18 protein-coding genes are annotated in these 16,018 nt (G+C 53.3%); 11 read left to right on the top strand and 7 right to left on the bottom strand.

Features of this window, described 5'->3' with window-relative positions:
* Nucleotides 1-812 precede the first annotated feature (812 nt).
* Nucleotides 813-1,724, bottom strand: a complete 912-nt coding sequence (locus B0E33_RS20460) for a transglutaminase-like domain-containing protein (RefSeq protein WP_208997672.1) — start codon at nucleotides 1,722-1,724, stop codon at nucleotides 813-815.
* 98 nt (nucleotides 1,725-1,822) lie between these two features.
* Here B0E33_RS20460 and B0E33_RS20465 point away from each other — a divergent pair, with 98 nt between their 5' ends.
* A complete protein-coding gene (locus B0E33_RS20465) occupies nucleotides 1,823-2,719 on the top strand; it encodes a transglutaminase family protein (protein ID WP_062487913.1) in 897 nt (298 codons plus the stop codon).
* A gap of 637 nt (nucleotides 2,720-3,356) precedes the next feature.
* Here B0E33_RS20465 and B0E33_RS20470 read toward each other — a convergent pair.
* Nucleotides 3,357-3,593 (bottom strand): hypothetical protein, encoded by a 237-nt coding sequence (locus B0E33_RS20470; protein WP_062487915.1) that lies wholly within the window; start codon nucleotides 3,591-3,593, stop codon nucleotides 3,357-3,359.
* 152 nt (nucleotides 3,594-3,745) lie between these two features.
* On the opposite strand from B0E33_RS20470, the gene B0E33_RS20475 reads away from it, so the two are divergent.
* The 6 genes from B0E33_RS20475 to B0E33_RS20500 all read left to right on the top strand — a co-directional run bounded on the left by B0E33_RS20475 (nucleotide 3,746) and on the right by B0E33_RS20500 (nucleotide 6,749).
* Complete coding sequence (locus tag B0E33_RS20475) at nucleotides 3,746-4,480, top strand: Crp/Fnr family transcriptional regulator (RefSeq protein WP_077292257.1); 735 nt, start codon at nucleotides 3,746-3,748, stop codon at nucleotides 4,478-4,480.
* Nucleotides 4,481-4,854: 374 nt separating this feature from the next.
* Nucleotides 4,855-5,115 (top strand): hypothetical protein, encoded by a 261-nt coding sequence (locus tag B0E33_RS20480; RefSeq protein WP_077292258.1) that lies wholly within the window; start codon nucleotides 4,855-4,857, stop codon nucleotides 5,113-5,115.
* Between the two features lie 38 nt (nucleotides 5,116-5,153).
* The gene (locus B0E33_RS20485; RefSeq protein ID WP_077292259.1) at nucleotides 5,154-5,507 is read left to right on the top strand and encodes a hypothetical protein; all 354 of its coding nucleotides are present in this window, start codon (nucleotides 5,154-5,156) and stop codon (nucleotides 5,505-5,507) included.
* A gap of 15 nt (nucleotides 5,508-5,522) precedes the next feature.
* Complete coding sequence (locus B0E33_RS20490) at nucleotides 5,523-5,732, top strand: hypothetical protein (RefSeq protein ID WP_077292260.1); 210 nt, start codon at nucleotides 5,523-5,525, stop codon at nucleotides 5,730-5,732.
* Nucleotides 5,733-6,036: 304 nt separating this feature from the next.
* Nucleotides 6,037-6,492: a type III PLP-dependent enzyme domain-containing protein gene (locus tag B0E33_RS20495; protein WP_062487919.1), complete on the top strand. Its 456-nt coding sequence runs from the start codon at nucleotides 6,037-6,039 to the stop codon at nucleotides 6,490-6,492.
* Nucleotides 6,483-6,749: a DUF1488 family protein gene (locus B0E33_RS20500; protein ID WP_077292262.1), complete on the top strand. Its 267-nt coding sequence runs from the start codon at nucleotides 6,483-6,485 to the stop codon at nucleotides 6,747-6,749. The genes B0E33_RS20495 and B0E33_RS20500 overlap by 10 nt, the downstream gene beginning before the upstream one ends.
* A 453-nt stretch (nucleotides 6,750-7,202) precedes the next feature.
* Here B0E33_RS20500 and B0E33_RS20505 read toward each other — a convergent pair whose 3' ends face one another.
* Nucleotides 7,203-7,538, bottom strand: a complete 336-nt coding sequence (locus B0E33_RS20505) for a hypothetical protein (protein ID WP_208997673.1) — start codon at nucleotides 7,536-7,538, stop codon at nucleotides 7,203-7,205.
* Between the two features lie 351 nt (nucleotides 7,539-7,889).
* Between B0E33_RS20505 and B0E33_RS20510 the strand changes: the two genes are divergently transcribed.
* The 3 genes from B0E33_RS20510 (at nucleotide 7,890) to B0E33_RS20520 (ending at nucleotide 8,875) form a co-directional block, all read left to right on the top strand.
* Nucleotides 7,890-8,099, top strand: coding sequence for a cold-shock protein (locus tag B0E33_RS20510; RefSeq protein WP_062491466.1), 210 nt, complete (start codon nucleotides 7,890-7,892; stop codon nucleotides 8,097-8,099).
* A gap of 134 nt (nucleotides 8,100-8,233) precedes the next feature.
* The gene (locus B0E33_RS20515; RefSeq protein WP_062487923.1) at nucleotides 8,234-8,458 is read left to right on the top strand and encodes a hypothetical protein; all 225 of its coding nucleotides are present in this window, start codon (nucleotides 8,234-8,236) and stop codon (nucleotides 8,456-8,458) included.
* Between the two features lie 36 nt (nucleotides 8,459-8,494).
* Nucleotides 8,495-8,875, top strand: a complete 381-nt coding sequence (locus tag B0E33_RS20520; protein WP_062487924.1) for a DUF6481 family protein — start codon at nucleotides 8,495-8,497, stop codon at nucleotides 8,873-8,875.
* A gap of 448 nt (nucleotides 8,876-9,323) precedes the next feature.
* Here the strand turns inward: B0E33_RS20520 and B0E33_RS20525 are convergent, their stop codons facing one another.
* The gene (locus B0E33_RS20525) at nucleotides 9,324-9,956 is read right to left on the bottom strand and encodes a tyrosine-type recombinase/integrase (protein WP_077292263.1); all 633 of its coding nucleotides are present in this window, start codon (nucleotides 9,954-9,956) and stop codon (nucleotides 9,324-9,326) included.
* Nucleotides 9,957-10,121: 165 nt separating this feature from the next.
* On the opposite strand from B0E33_RS20525, the gene B0E33_RS20530 reads away from it, so the two are divergent.
* Nucleotides 10,122-11,168: a restriction endonuclease gene (locus B0E33_RS20530; protein WP_156912452.1), complete on the top strand. Its 1,047-nt coding sequence runs from the start codon at nucleotides 10,122-10,124 to the stop codon at nucleotides 11,166-11,168.
* Between the two features lie 290 nt (nucleotides 11,169-11,458).
* On the opposite strand, the gene B0E33_RS20535 is transcribed toward B0E33_RS20530, so the two are convergent.
* The 3 genes from B0E33_RS20535 to B0E33_RS20545 form a co-directional block, all read right to left on the bottom strand.
* Entirely contained in the window at nucleotides 11,459-12,097 is a 639-nt protein-coding gene (locus B0E33_RS20535; RefSeq protein WP_077292265.1) for a class I SAM-dependent methyltransferase, read from the bottom strand.
* A gap of 68 nt (nucleotides 12,098-12,165) precedes the next feature.
* Complete coding sequence (locus B0E33_RS31310; protein ID WP_077292266.1) at nucleotides 12,166-13,521, bottom strand: DUF3560 domain-containing protein; 1,356 nt, start codon at nucleotides 13,519-13,521, stop codon at nucleotides 12,166-12,168.
* 479 nt (nucleotides 13,522-14,000) lie between these two features.
* Nucleotides 14,001-15,890: a ParB/RepB/Spo0J family partition protein gene (locus B0E33_RS20545; RefSeq protein WP_167579573.1), complete on the bottom strand. Its 1,890-nt coding sequence runs from the start codon at nucleotides 15,888-15,890 to the stop codon at nucleotides 14,001-14,003.
* Nucleotides 15,891-16,018 lie beyond the last annotated feature (128 nt).

Here is a 16,018-nt window from a genome sequence, read left to right on the forward strand (position 1 = left end):
TCGAGCCATGCTAACAGGCTTGCTCTGACGTCAGCAGATATCTCGAACTGGGGCGGCCCGTCTTCTTTCGAACCACCACTGTGCTTATACGGATCGCAGCTCCACCGACCGCCGTTCCGATCTTCAACGTTACTAGATCGAAACCTCGCAGTTTGCTGTCGATTGTAAGATCGAACAGCACCCGGTTGCGCGTCCGTCCTTCCCGATCGAGGAAAAAGCGGATCGCCCAGATCTGGCGTTGCCTGAGAGGCTTCTTAACTCCAACGATTCGACCAGCATTCCATACTCCTTAGGCCAATATTGGCCGTCCGGAAGATATGCGAGCATGGTGAGCCAATGGGATCGTCTGCAGGCTCTAGGGTTTTATTTTCAAAACCAGCGATGGTTTGAGCTTGAAATGTCTTAGCCACTTCAGAAAGAGCCCAGACATTTATTTATTACCGTCAGGCGAAATGTACCCGTCTTTGGGTGGCGCCAATATGGTTGATCGGATTCTCGATATTCGTATACCCAACAAAAATTTGCACTGCTCGAATGCTGCGTCTGCAATGAAAATGACCGACGATTTATCCGATGCAACGACCACTTGCCATATTCTTCTTGTGTCGACCTTATTGAGGAACCACGCCCACCAGCCAGTCTTGAAAACTGTCCTGTACGCATCGGCGTGGAGCAACATGGTCCTTGATCGAGCCTCCAGAAGGTTCCATCCAGGGGAGACGTCTATCGAGTGCGTCCGCTACAGATTCCGTTTTGACAGGAACGCCCACCTGTTTTGGTCGTCAATGTTGAAACGCTGATTACCGAAGAAGTCAGGTGTCGATCTGCCATGCGGTCAATCCCGGCTGACTTCCCAATCCACGTTGCAGGGGATGAGGCCTGGTTTCAAGGGATTGCAGCAAAGCGGCCTCGTCCTCATTGTCGGCCAGCTCCAGGCTCCAGACACGAAAGCCGGTAAGCTCATAGGCACCGAAAGACGTTATCATTGCGACGTCTGCCGCATCGTGCCCCCTGACCATCAGAACTCGTCCGGCTCTTGGCACATTGTAGCGAGCATCGAATGTGTACCATTTGCCGTCCAGATAAACTTCGAACCACGCGCAGAAATCATCGAAGCCCGTGTCGGCGACGCCTATGTCCCCCAGATAACCACTGACATAGCGAGCCGGAATTCCCATTGCCCGGCACAGGCTTATCGCCAGTTGGGCAAAATCCCGGCAAACGCCGGTTTTTTCCTTCAATACGTTCGCGGCTGTTTTATCCGGCCGGCCATATTCGTAGCCAAAGGAAACATGGCTGTGAACGAAATCACAGATCGCCTGAACCCTCGACCATCCCTCCTTCGTCTGCCCGAATTTCTTCCAGGCAAAATCCCCCATCAGGTCTGAGTCGCAGTAACGGCTTGCGAAAAGGTAGGTCAATGTTTCGTTGGGCAGGTCCTGCAGGGCGATTTGCGATGCGGCAAGTTGAACTTCATCCGGCTGACCGTCCACTTCGACGATGCAGTCGGACCAGAATGTGGAGATACCTGCAGGCGCGGTCAGGCGGGTAATGCGATTGCCATAGCCGTCGGTGTATTCCCGGATATCGGGAATGTCGATGTTCCGTACGCGATCGGAGCCGATCATTCTGCTGGCAAAATCGCTATGAACACTCAAGGCCAAAAGCATTGGTACAGGCGCCGGGCACGTGACGGTAATCTCAAACCCTATTCGGATGAGCATGTCGTTCTTCCTTGTGCGCGAGTGAAATAAGGTCCAGGCTGCAGCGCTTTCCGAGCCAGGAACAACCAACAACGGCATGCGGTGGCGACAAGGTTTAGATGACAACCGCTATTCGCATCCTTCACACTACACGATATCGCTATAGCCGGCCGGTAAAGTTTGGTGTTCACAGGCTTTTGCTGCGCCCCAGAGACGGCCATGATTTGCGACTGCTCTCGTCTGCAATTGCAATTTCTCCCGCACCCAAGCTGAGTTGGCACTTCGACACGTTTGGCAATTCGGTCGCTACCGCGGAGTTTTCCGAGGCCTCTAGCAGACTTGAATTCCGCAGTGAATTGCTGATCCGGCGGTTTTCCCACGATGATTTCGTTGCCTCTCCGGGGCGAAGTAGAAGCGCCTATCCATTCACGTACCCAACGGAAGATCTTATAGACCTCGCGCCGTTCATATCGCTTGAGAACCCGGAAGAGTGTCCGGTACTAGATGCGTGGCTGGCGGCTGAAATCGGTTCCGGTCCGGATGAGGTCCTCGACTTTTTGCGTTTGTTGTCAGAAACGGTCAACCACAATGTGACTTATGTTCGACGGGAACGTAGCGGCACGCAGAGTGCAGGAACAACTCTGAAGAAAGGAACCGGCAGTTGCCGCGATTTTGCTTTCCTATTTATGGAAGCGGCGCGCCGTTCTGGCTTCGCAGCCCGCTTTGTCACGGGTTATCTAAACGATGTCCTGGATGACGGACACGTGCACTCTGGCGGCGGGGCAACCCATGCATGGGCGGAGGTATATCTGCCTAGCGAAGGCTGGGTCGAGTTCGATCCCACCAATCGCATCATCGGTAGCCCAAACCTCATCCGGGTTGCCGTTACCCGGACACCTCGACAGGCAATCCCTATCAGCGGAACATACGACCCGCGTCCCGGAGCGGTCTTTTATGGAATGGATGTTGAGGTCAAGACGAGTATCGAGCCCTATGATCCAAGGAATTCCGACTAGTACACAGCTGATCAAGAAAAGCAGATCTTACGCTTAGTGAGACAGCCTGTTCCTCTCCTCGGCATCGACTAATCTACATCACAAGACCTGCAAATACATAGGAAGCACAAGCTGAAAGTTGCCGACGAATAGTCTTCTGACCGCAAAGCCAGCACCCAGGGCAATCATGGTTCATTAAAAATAACCCTCCACCGACACGTAAATGATCATCGCAAAGCTCAAAAATGCCAAACACGTCGTGGCGACGTCGGGTCCCAAGCGTTTTTGGAAAGTAGATCTGTTGAACGTCATTCTGCCCTCGATGTTGGGGCGAAGTATGATGGCTTCGGTCGGCAATGCCCTAAAAATTGCTGCCGCTGCTGTATTATATAGGAATATTTTTTGTATTTGCTAATTTTATTTTGAATGAAATTGAATTACATTATGGTTTTTCAATATTAAGTATTGCATTTTTTAATAAAAATACTGGCATAACATAACGATGTTGATTTTTATTTCATATAAAACCTTCTAAATTTTGGTAATTCAAGCTCAATGCATAACAATGCAATTGCATTCTCTAAATTCAAAAAGTGCTACATAGAGGGTGACATTCGTTGACGATAAGCATGGAAGGTCCCACAAAGTTTGCCCTCTGCTAGACGCTCCGAACCGAGTTTCCTCCGGCGATGATACGCCTTATCAAGCTCACAACCGCCTGGTGCGCTTTTCTTTCGGCTTCTGTACCCAGGGCATTCTCGTGAGCGGCTGCGGCATCATGCAGGACGCCTACAATCTCGTGTTCGGGGAGAAGTTTATGATCGCTCAAGGCAAGCAGAAGTGCTTCGCAGATCGAAAGAGCGGCCATTCCCGAATAGTCTGCGTGGTCAGACATTGCAGTTTTCCTTTGTCGGAATTGAATTCCAAAATAGGCTTGAGGCCTCATGAAATTACCATTGTCGCAGGAAGTGCCCTAAGCTGGACTGATCGAAAGCAGTCTCAGCACAGACCATTGCAAGAAATCACTACCGGTCCGGTAGGTGCCACTTGAACGACATCCAAGATAGTCCCTTTACCCGCAAGTTGGCCGGATACGTCACGTTGTCACCGGTTGAGCTCGAGGTTTTGGAACAATTGCATAAACGTCGCCGGTCTTTTGCAGCGGGGCGAGACCTCGTGCAGCAAGGTCAATCGGAGCAGGCAGCCTACATTCTTTCAGAGGGTTGGGTCTGCTCCTATAAGATTCAGCAGGATGGGACGCGCCAGATCATAGACTTCCAGATCCCAGGTGATTTTCTAGGCTTGCGCAGTGTGCTCTTGCGCACTTCCGACCATAGCTTTGAACCGGTAACCAACATCCAGGCTGTCGAGGTTCTGGCAGGCGATTTGTTTCAAGCATTCTCGCAAACGCCTCGCCTGGCAAACGCCATCCTGTGGGCTGCGTCGCGAGATGAGGCAATGGTGGTTGAGCATCTGGTGAATATCGGTCGTCGCGACGCAGGTGCACGCCTTGCGCATTTTCTGCTTGAACTCGGCGCCAGATTGGCTCTGGTCGGCATGGGGAGCAGGGCAGGTTTCGACTGTCCTTTGACGCAGTATCATCTTGCTGACGCACTGGGACTAAGCGCAATCCATGTCAATCGTGTCCTACGACAATTGCGCGAAGATAGATTGCTCACATTTAGAAACGGTCACGTGACGTTCGATAATCGGCTTCGTCTCGTCGAAATAGCAGAGTTCGACGAGGCATATCTCGACCACGAAGGTCCATTGTTAAAATAGCTACGAGATAAAACAAAACCGGCAGCTACTTGATCTCTTCCAATCTGTCGCGCGTTGCTTGTGATTTTGCTAAATCTCTCCTTTAGCCCAGCTTTCGGCTGACAATCGAGATCTGCCAAGCCGACGGGAACCTGACTGCAAACAGTTGGTTCACGCGCATAACAGACCGGCATGCAAAAATTGCCGAAAAAAGCAGCGCTAACAGCTAGCGGACACGAAGGCATAAAAGGTTTCAGGCTAACTTGGATCAGCGCGCGTCATCGAAGCGCCGTGTAAAGTTATCAGCAAGATCGGGTCTAAGGGTACATCCCCCCTGAAAAGACTACGATTTCGATTTTGCAACGCAGTTATCAAACAGATCGGCAGCAACCAAGATGAACATGCGATCGACAAGGTCGACGGTGACTTTCTGCCATCCTTTCACACTAAAGGGCCGTTCAGAAATTCTACCAGCCGGCGCCTACGAGGTGCTGGTCGAGGAGGAGGAACTGCAAGGAGTGAGCTTTCTGGCCTACAGAAAGACGGCAACTTATTTGATCGTCATGAGACGGGGCAAGACCGAGATGCGTGAAATCTCCGGCGAAGATTTGGCAGCCGTACTCAGTCTGGATCAACTTGCATTTCAAGACAATTAACGAAGCGAAGCGGACGTTTCTCCGCAGGAGGACCTGAAATGAATACTCCCGAATGGCTGAAACCTGTAACGCTTGGCGTATTGATCGGAGCCGTTGCAGTGAGCGCGGTAGGATTTTCCTGGGGTGGTTGGGTAACGGGTGGAAATGCAACAAAAATGGCGAACACGCAGTCACGAGACGAAGTGATTGCAGCGCTGGTACCGGTTTGCATCGACCTATCCCACACCGACACAGAACGTGTAGCAAAGCTGGAAAAGATCCGTGAAACCGCTGCGTACCAGCGCTGGAATGCACTCATGGAAACTGGGTGGGCGATAGTTCCTGGTTCGGACAGCTCAGACCGAGATTTGGCGAAAGCCTGCCTGGATGCACTCGAACTCGACAAGTCATGATCGGGAGAGCACATCATGTCAGAAAACAAACCTGGTTCGGCGTCCGCAGAGGATCTCCAACTTCACAATCATGCCGCAGTGGATACTGTTGCTTTCTATGTGAAGGAAGGCCCGACACTCAGGGACTTTTTTCGTCACAAACCGCGAAATAGCCGAAGGGAGACTTTTGCGATCCAGGCAGCGGAAAATGAAGGCATGCAGATCATGTTGGACGAACCGGAATAACAACGAAGCCCTGCGGCTTATCTTGGCTGAAATTGATCAAATAACTAGGGAGAAAGCGTTTCTCGGGGTCAGGCGGGCGATACGAACTTCTGATAATCCACCTTACAGAACGAGAGCATTTCGTCCCGGTCAGCTGGCGCGTATGCAATTCTCAGGAAAGAATTGCCATGGCACTGGAAAACAACGGCACTCCCGGTTCGGGCCTATGGGTGGGTTGAGATTTTCGTGCCAGGAGCAGGCTGGATTTCATTCAATCCCACCAACAGGGCTTTCGGGTCGCCTCGGAGAATCTATCCTGCTTGGCTTGGCCCCTCTCAATCGAAAGCCGATCGAAGGCCTCTATACAAATGCCATTTCTCTGGTTGCGGAAGTCATCGAGGCTAAGACAAAGCAATTCACGCTCTGTGGAGAGATCGTTCAGTCGGCATTCGGCACACCGCCGGCCGATGAACGTGACGGAAAAGCGTTGCGGACTATACTGGCCTTGGGTCGTCAGGACATCGACTCTTGTGGTTTGACTGCTGCGCCGGAAATTAAGGTTCTTGGGGCAAGCGGCGACCATCTGATACTGGACACCGGAAAGCATGGGGCGACCGTGGGTTCCGAGATAACCTTCAGGCTCAACTACAGTGCATTGCTGCGCGCCATGACGTCTCCATTCATCGTGAAGACCCACACCTTGCCCACAAAACACGGAGCATTTGCGACCTGGATAGTTCACACGCCACAGTCATCGGAGGAGCTGCACCAATGGCATTGACATTTCCCAATCATAGCCGAAGTTACGATCCAGGGAAGCAATCCATACGCTTCACAGGATACGATGGTGTATTCGAAATCTCGGTTTTCGTTGAGGTCGCTATTCTCCAGGCGATGACAAAAGAGCGGCTTTCCGAAGAGATACACTATCTGGCAGCATTCGATGGCCTGCGAGCTGCAATCGAGCGGCATACCAGCAAGACTTATTCGCGCAGACGCAGGGCCACGGTCGTGCTCACGAAAGCCGATATCAAGTAGGCGTCCCTTTGCCCGGGATCCGGCACAGGTCGTCAGACGCAACCGGAAATCTCGCACTACAACATTCCGCCAATTTCAGTGGGAAAGAGCCATACCCATCGAATGGTTCGAACAAACTCGGCTCACTCAACAGGAGAAGATTATATGGCCAAAGGGCAAAAACGCGGAAATCGCGAAATAAGGAAACCTAAGAAGGTGCAAACGAAAACAGAAACGCCACAACCAGCGACACCAGCCCTGACCAGGGGTGTTTCGGCAACTGTCGCAGGTAACAAGAAAAAGTGACTTTGGCGTGATCGAGGAAAGATGCTGGCCTGCAAAATACCGCTAAATTTTTCGTGCTTGAGCAAGCTGAAGCTCTTTGCTTACAGAGACGGGATGGCGAACAGAGTTAGAATTCCCGCGTCCGCTTCGCCTGCACACCGACGCATGTCAGTTCGGATGTGCGTCTTCTCAGGGGTAAAATGGGACCATGAACCGGAAAGACTCGGCCAGCTCCACTTTGCGCGTGGTAGTGATGTCTGGTTCGCCCTCGTCCATTTCCTCGAAAGCTGCGCCAATCGCCACACTAGTGTGGTCGCACGGGTACAGGTTGAAGAGCGTGCGCGGGCGCCAGCCTTTCATCGGATCGCGCGACTGGAGCGAGTTCAATCGCAGGCAGCCGATCCACTCCGCGTTGTTAGCAGACAGCTCTGAGGAGGGCAGCGGTCGCTCGTGAATTTTCGCGAGTACAACTGGACATTGCTTGATGCTGATATTGTTGAATCCGTGCAACACGGTGCCACTCAAGGGCAAAGTGTCCGCAAGCATAAATTCAATAAATCTCTTTCCCTCTTTATTTTCAAAAAAACATGATAAAATAACGCGACAATTATCATGTGGTTTTATTGCGCCGTATGGCTCACTTTTGCTTTTCGTAGTGAAACAGTCCATATTTTCAGCGTTAGAAGACCAAAACCAGTAGTTGACATTCTCATTTAAAACCCATAGAAATGCGGCATCGATATTTTCTTGCCGAGCTTTGGTTACAACGCGATTGGCACCGCGTTCTTAACGAACCCTCCCTTTAAAGCATCGTTATCACCACCTGCGAGCCCTTTGCTTGCCGGTTCCTCTCTCTATGCTATGAAAGGGTTCATCATGACCACTGGCACAGTAAAATGGTTCAATTCTACCAAAGGCTTCGGCTTTATCCAGCCTGACAACGGCGGCCCGGACGCATTCGTCCATATCACCGCTGTCGAGCGTGCTGGCATGCACGAAATCGTTGAAGGCCAGAAAATCGGCTACGACATGGAGCGCGACACCAAGTCGGGCAAGATGTCTGCCTGCAATCTGCAGGCCGCCTGATAGATCCGGAATCTGCTTTCCCTTGACCACGGATGTACTGGCACTGTCGAAAGCATGAGACCAAGCAAGGCCAGGCAAGTTGCCTGGCCTTTTTCGTAACTGCTCACTGGTGAGCGGCCTCTACGAGGAAAGCCATGTCCGAGAACTACAGCAAACTTCGCCAGCACGCCGAATCCGCTTTTGGTAAAGCCCAGTCGCAACTCTTCGAACGCCAACGTGCGATTGAAGACCTGAACTCGATCGTAATTGCCCGCAACGAAAAGACTCAGAGATTGCGGGAGGCCCGGCTCGCCAAGGAATTGCGAGACAGTCTGGCCTCAGGAACCAAGCCGGCTTCGAAACGGGCACGAAAGTCCTGAAGCCGCTATACGTATCCCGTCAAATGGAATTGAGATTTGAAAAGAATTACAAATAGCGAACACACCGACCGCCGCGGCGCTGCGAAGGACGCCAAGGCAGCCCTTGTTGAGGCCTTTCGTGCCGCCAAGGAGGCTGCCGAACCGACCCGCGAAGCCAAACAGGCGGAGCGGCGTATGATCGCCGAAGCTCGTGAACAGCGCCGAGCCGAGCGCGAGCAGGCGAAACTTGAAGAACAAAATCGCGTTGCCGCTGAAGCAGCAGCAAGAGATGCCGCCGTTGCTGCCGCAGCCAGAGCTGAAATCGATGCGCGCGAGCTGGCTGACAAAACCCGTATCGAGCGGGTCCTGCAGGACGACGCAGCTCGTAAAGCTGAACGTGACCGGCGCTACGCAAATCGAAAGGCACGTCAGGCCTGAAGTTGTCATGACGCATGGTCGTGCTGCTGCCTATTGAGAATGACCGCAACCTAGTCCTCAGCTAGTCCGGTCTCGACACAGGCCAGGGCGTCCGCCGTGTGCGCAAACGGAAGCACCTTGTCCACGACGGCCGGCTGACGCCTGCGTAAAGTTCAGTCGCCTGGGTGATTATCCGACCTATGTCAGACCATCTGGGCGGTCGCAGACCTCAGCCGAGAGAAAATATGGATCTGGATCCATTCAACAGTCGGCCGCTTCGACGTAGCGGGCGAACGCGTGCGATGGCTGAATTGGCGGCGCATTTCGCTCTTTTGTTCTCCACGCAACAAAAATCCGGTTTTCGAATCTGAGCGCGAGTCATTGTAAACCCGAATGGGGGCCGAAGCTGCCCTTGGACCAATTGGTGTTGAATGACCGCAACGGGCCGGTGCTACCACCGGCCCTTTCGTCAGATCTCTACGCCTTCAGAGATCGTTAGCGAGTCTTCGAGTTCTACGCCGAGGTATCGGACGGTGCTGTCCATCTTCGTGTGGCCGAGAAGAAGCTGAACCGCTCGCAGGTTGCCGGTCTTTTTATAGATTTGGGCGACCTTCGTCCGTCTCAGGGAATGCGTGCCATACGCGCTCGGTTCCAAGCCGATCGAGCGCACCCAGTCCTTCAAGAGACGAGCGTATTGCCGCGTCGATATATGCGGGCGGTCATGGAAACGGCCAGGCCAGAGGTACTCGTGACCGGTCATCACCGGATTGCTGATCCACTCCATGAGGGCCTTTCGGGTGCCATCGGTGATTTCGAACCGCACCGGCGATTTTGTCTTGCTCTGCAAAATCGAGGTTCGTTCCTTGACTGCGCCAGCCGAGAAGACGTCCGCGACTTTCAGTCGGACCAGATCGCAGCCGCGCAGTTTGCTATCGACTGCCATATTGAAAAGCGCCAGATCACGGACGGCGCCGGCCAGTTCGAGGCGAACGCGGATCGCCCAGACATGTTTTGGGAGCAGTGGCCTTTTCTGACCGATAATGCGACCGTGGTTCCATGCCTTCTTGGCGGGCACCACCATCGGCAGGTTGAAAGTAGACATAGCGGTTCCTCCGAACCACTCCTACCCACCGCAACACTCGCGACATTCGAGCAAGCTATGATATGTCCATTCCTGGTGAAGCGGACAACGGCTGCATGGAGCCCATTTTGCTAGTTAGATCAAGTGCGGCTAAAGTCCGGTTAAGGTAGCGAGTGGGTGGTGGGCATGACCCGTAGATTTCAGGGTAATCATCTGGAGAAACTCGGAGAGAAAAATACCCTTCCGGTTCCCGACGCTTTTCGACGAGTGATTGATAATAAACCTTTGGTGGTTCATCCGAGCTTTCGCAATTTGTCCGTGAGATTCTTACGCAAGGACGTAGTTAATCACGACCTCTTGGCGAAACTCATGGAAGAAACCGGGCTGAATAATTCGCGGCTTCAGCGTTTGCTATCTCGCCTGCCTGCGGAGGTTCTTCTCAACGAGAATTCGTTTACTTTTCCGCAGGCGTTTATGAAATTCTTGGCTGCATTTTTCAACATAGAGAACGAGGTGCATTTGACGGCACGTGGAGATTTTTTTGAAGCGACCGATAAGACCACGTCTCAATTGAGACACGAAGCCCTAAGCGAAATTTGCGCACAGAACTTACCCGACGATTTTGACCCCAGTGAGCTTGTCGGTAACTTCGGTGAAGTTAATAATGAGACTTTGGAAAGCCTATCAAATACTGATGTTTCTGACGCATACGAGACGCTGGATGCTTGTGTTGACCAGTACTCGATTGCAGCACTTGTAAATGACGAGAAGTCAGCAGAATTATGCAGGTCGGCTCAGAAAAAAATATTGGAAAGCGCTGCTTTAGATCCGACGTCTCTGTTCAAAATGTCTTCAAGAAACTTCGAGAAACTTGTCTATTCTGTCTTCTCAGAACTTGGCTGTGACTGCGAACTTACGGCGTCTTCATCAGATGGTGGCTTTGATGTATTTGTACGAGCGAAGGGAGTGTTAGGGACACAGGCTCAGATTTTCGAGTGCAAAAGGTTTGGTCCTGATAGACCAGTTGGAGTGGAAATTGTGAGAAGTTTGCTTGGAACCGTGACCAAGGATTTGTGCAATGGCGCTACCTTGGTGACTACATCTACCTTCACTTCTGGAGCAAATGCATTGCAATCATCTAATTCATATATTTTGAACTTGATGGACTATGGACAGTTGATGAAGTGTGTGTTTAAGGCTGTAGGCCCGTTGGATAAAGCAGTTCATAGCTGACCTTCGGCCAATGGCAACTTTGTCCGCTTAGTGGGCCTTGGCAGCGAGGCAGACAACGCAGCCGCAGCGAATGGCTGCTATGCGAAGCCGCAGTGCAACTTCTGCTTAACTGACGAACGGCAGCAGTGGGCCGAAATTGCCAACGAAGGCTGGATCAACGAATGTCAGTTAGACCCCGTACGCGCCACGTAAGCCGACAATCCGTTCCTGGCCCCGTTTCAACTTTTTAAGCATCGCGTTACAGTTGAAAGTTCAGTGCTGCAGATTGGCTCTATGGCTGCCAAAATACATCACCTGTTGCGTTCACGTCTGTTGCCTTCGTCAACATCTTGAATGAAACGGATAACTTTGGTCCGCACCCGACACGTCGAGAACGTATCTTCCGGTAAAGTTTCAAGCGTTTCAGCTTCATCATGATCGAATGTGACCGGAACCAAGGCGACAAGCGTAGCTGGCAAGCTGTCGCCGTTCTGCCCGAGGAGCGACATGGCGGCCTCGATATGTCTAAGAACCTTCGAAAATGGAGGGTTCATGACAATTCTCTGAAACTCAGCCCTGCCTTTGACCTCCTCGGCATAGGTCAGAAAACAGGTTTGAATGACCGGGACACCAAGCGTTTCCACGTGGGCGGCGAGCTTGTGGTGGCGCTCAATAGCGCAAATTTTCTCTGAAGGGTATCCGTTCGCCAGCAGTGTCGATACCAGTGCGCCAGTGCCTGCACTCGGTTCCAGGGTACAGAAATCTCCTGGCGGTCCCAGGTATTCGACCATGCGGTGGGCCACGCTGCAGGGTGTCACGTGGCACTCGCTTGCTTTGTCGATGACAAGAGGTTTTTTGATGTCCAGAGCCTTGGGAATGTCGCGGCTGGCCCGGTGCTGAACGGAGACAAAGAAGGGTTTGTTCGGGCGCGAATAGACGGATTTTTTCATTGCAAGCCTGTTGGAGAATTGGCGTCTAGTCAAAGCCGAGGGGGTAGGCCCCCTCGGCAGTCCTTTTGTCAAACGCTGTCGGCCCGTTCCTTGAAGCCATCCGGTGCCGGATGTTCCTTTGAGTCTGTCAGGAACACTGCCACCCATGGGCGCATGTAATAGGCTTCTGTGCTGGTCGGATCCTTACAGATCTTGAACCGGAACAAACCGCACGCGCTGGTTCGGGTGCCTCGCAGGTCCTGCCAGACCTTGGAATATTGGTCTTTGGTGAGTTCGATCTGGCGGAAGGCGTCCTTCCGACCGTAGATATTGCCTGTCGCCGCGACGATTTTCCGGTTCCCGGCCCTGAAATTGAGGATAGGCGGAAGTGTCGGTTTCTTATTCGGAACGACATAACCGACTGCTTGCATCAGGTCGCGCCAATCGTCCGCGCTAAGGTCGAGCGATTCCGCATTGGCAATATGCAGCGGCAAGGGTGCCGAGCTCGTTAGTTTGAAGCCGGTCTCGTTGACCTCGGCATTAGGCTTGTGCGCGCCGTGCTCGCGGGCAAAACCTTGCAGAATGACGGACGTTATCTCTCCTTCGTATCGCTCAACCGGTCCCAGCAAATCACGTTCGTATGCCAGCCGGTTCAAGATGTGATCGATCCAGCGGCGACGAGTCTCGCTGTCCAGGATCTTTTGAGCATTGCGCATTGAGGTTTCCCGCAGGTCCTGAGCAGTCATGGAGCCATCACGGAAGGCGCGTTGATGGTCCCAGTAACAGAGATCACCAGTTTTGAGACGCATGCCGGAGAGTTTGGCGATTGTTTCGTCGCTTGTGGCTTTCTCCCAAACCTTCACGCAAAGGGCGGCGTGATTAAGCGCGCGCTGATGGTCGCGCAATTCGGCCAGCAGGGTTTTGATGCGGTTGGCACGGACGCGAGGATTGTTTTTCATGTTGGCGAAACGTTCAACGCCCGCAGCCTTCCATTGCCAGTACTGAACCGATTTTGCGGCCCTGACCGACTTGTCCATGGCATTGTGCATGCGTTCCTGGGTTTTCCGTGCCTTGCGTTCGGAGTGATGCCCGACAAGAATTGGTTGGCCCATGTAGAATGCCTGGGAAAGATCGTCGGCGGCCCGCATGAAGGCGTTTGATTCACGGTCCCGTTTATCAGCAAGGGCATCGAGGCGTTCGGCCTTTGCCTCAGCCCGCTCCGCCAGCGTGGTCATCTCCGGTTCGATGTCATCAGCCAGTTCTATAAGGAAGTCTTCGCGTGCCGGGGTCCATTTGGGAGCAACAAACAACTCCTGTTTCGGTGCCCACTTGAACCCCATCTCTTTGACGTGTGCGTATGTTTCGGCGTCTAGCCTGCGATCTGCGTAAAGACGTAGCTTGTTGTCTTCCGGGCTATAGGTTGCGGTGTAGTTGTCTTGGCTCATGAGGTTGCTCCGTTTCCTTGAACTTGGCCGTTTGGCTCGTTTCATTTTCCGCGTCGCCGGAAACGGGGGCGGCAGGTCAAGGACCGGAAGCGGGGAGGGGTATCACCCGCGCGCACAAGGCGAAGCCGCGGAGCGTGGGGAAACCCGGCTAAAGGCCGCCTAGCGGTTCATCCTTGATCGGCCGGGGGCGGAGCCCCTTACAAGAGAAGTGACCGGTGTACAGCCGGACATTATGCGATAGGGGAGCGGGTCAGGTTCGGGAGAGGAACGCGATCGGGACGGTTTACCGGCGCGATCCTGTTTTTTGGAGGACCTGGACCGCTCCCCACCGGGGCAACGCCCCTCAGCTGACAATCTGCCCGGCCCGTCAGGGCCGGTTCATTCTCCCAGAAAACAAGAATGAAATTTGCGGGACTGTTTCCTTATGGAAGCGGCCAGCCACGCGGGGATTATCACAGGGCTGGCCGCACCGGGCAGCGTTACGCTGCCGCTTCGATAATTTCCTCAGGCACAGGAGTGCCGTCAAAGAATGTCATCAGACTTGGCACCCAGCCGGTCCCTGCTACCTTGTCGTAGGCATAGGCTGCGGCTTCCTTCTTCTTCATCTTGCGAACAGGAGCCGCTGTTTCCTCTCCGCAAGCCTCAACAAGGCTTTGGTGAATGATTTCGAGCTTCACTCGGGAGAAGTAGTTTTCGGCAGTCGGATGGAAGTGCTCGGTGACATCTGTGCCAAGGGCCAATCCGATCCGGTTGCCGTGATCGACGCCAGTTTTGTTGTAACCCTCGCCATACTCGATTGCATTGATGGTCTGGGCGACACAGAAGGCCTGCAACTCCAGCAGGGTCATTTGCGAGACGTTCAGACACCAGTTCCAGAGTTCAGCCGGATCAAGAGGCAGAACCGATTTCCAGCTTTCACGCTGGCGCTCAATCGCATCCAGAACCTTGCACCGTCCGGCGTCCTTGATCTGGCTTTCCAGGCACGCGCTGTCGAGGCTGATTTCAATCGTGCCGTTGTCCCGGGCCGCGCTGTGGTTATAGAGCGTCTTGATCGCCATGGAATGAACTGCAACGGCGAGTGCAACATCAGGGTTCTTTGCCAACTCCATGCGCAGCACGGAGGTCTTGCAGGCTGTCAATTCGGCAATCAATGCCTTGGAATGGGACGCGGTATCCAATTCCTTCTCTTCAGCCTTGTCGCTGGTGGCCGGCTTAGCCTTTGCATCTGCCGGGTCGATCAGCCCGCGCTCTACGCGCAGCTCACCATGATAGCCAATTGAAATGATGGTGCCGCAAGCCGCTTTCTGATCACCGGAAAACTCAGCGACGTATTTTGCCTGCAGGTTCTCAATTGCCTCGTCAGCAACCTCGAAGGCCTCCCGGTCTTCCTCGTTGCCTGTTTCGTTGTAGCGAGTGGCCGCATCGTCGCTTTCTGCCTGCAGTCGCCCAAGCTCTGTCTGATCTTCATTGGAAAACTGCTGCTGTTTCGGATACTCCCGGCCAAATGCTTGCATAGCCGTGTAATCAAGTTCTGCCTGATACCGAACCCATTTCCAGCCTTCTGCTGCGATTTCCTGAGTTGTTGCTTCGATCTTTTCCGCGACCAGCTTTTCAACCAAAGCAACGTCTTCGACATAACCGCCGTCACGCTCCGAAAAGAGATCGCAGATCACGATGCCGCCTGCGTTGCGCACGGCGTCCAGACCGCCGATGAATTGGATCCTCTTATCGGATGCGGGGATCTTGCCATCGGTCAAAGCCCGGCGAATGTCATAACCGTTGCGGTAATGCCGTGGCAGGGAGTTCCAAACCCTTTCCTGTGCCTCGTGATCGTCACTGACGGTGAACGCCTGAAGCTGGGACAGTTCCATTTCACCTTTCTCGAAAAGCTCAAACAGGACCTGAGAGACACGGGCGAGTTTCAGGCGCTTGGTGACGATCAACGCGGTAGTGCCAAAGCGCTTTGCGATTTCTTCCACCGTCGTTCCCTCATCGGCAAAAACTTTGAAGGCGCGGAACTGGTCTGCCGGGTCCATGGCTTCGCGCATGACATTCTCGGCAAGGCTGAGTTCGGTTGCTTCCTCCTCGGTTCTGACCTGGCAGGAGAGTTCATAGTCAATCGTCAGCACACCTTCCTTGATCAGATATTCCACGGCTCGATAGCGGCGGCCCCCGCCGGTCACCAGATAGTGGCCCCGTTTCACATCCGGGCGGACAATCAGGTTCTGCAACACGCCATTGACCGCAATGTTGGCTGCAAGTGATTGAATGCCGTTCTGATCTGCTTTCTTACGGACGTTCTTCGGGTCGAGCGCGAGCTTTTTGAAAGCGACTTTGATTTCGTTGGTGGTGGCTTTGGTCTTGGTCATTGGGTCTGCTCCTGTTTCCCGAAACTTCGCCGATATGGCTCGTTTCATTTTCCGCGTCGCCGGAAACGGGGGAGGACGGTCAGGGACCGGAAAGAGGAGGGGTATCCCCGTGCGCACAAGGCGCAGCC

This window comes from Roseibium algicola (assembly GCF_001999245.1).
GTDB classification, from domain to species: domain Bacteria; phylum Pseudomonadota; class Alphaproteobacteria; order Rhizobiales; family Stappiaceae; genus Roseibium; species Roseibium algicola.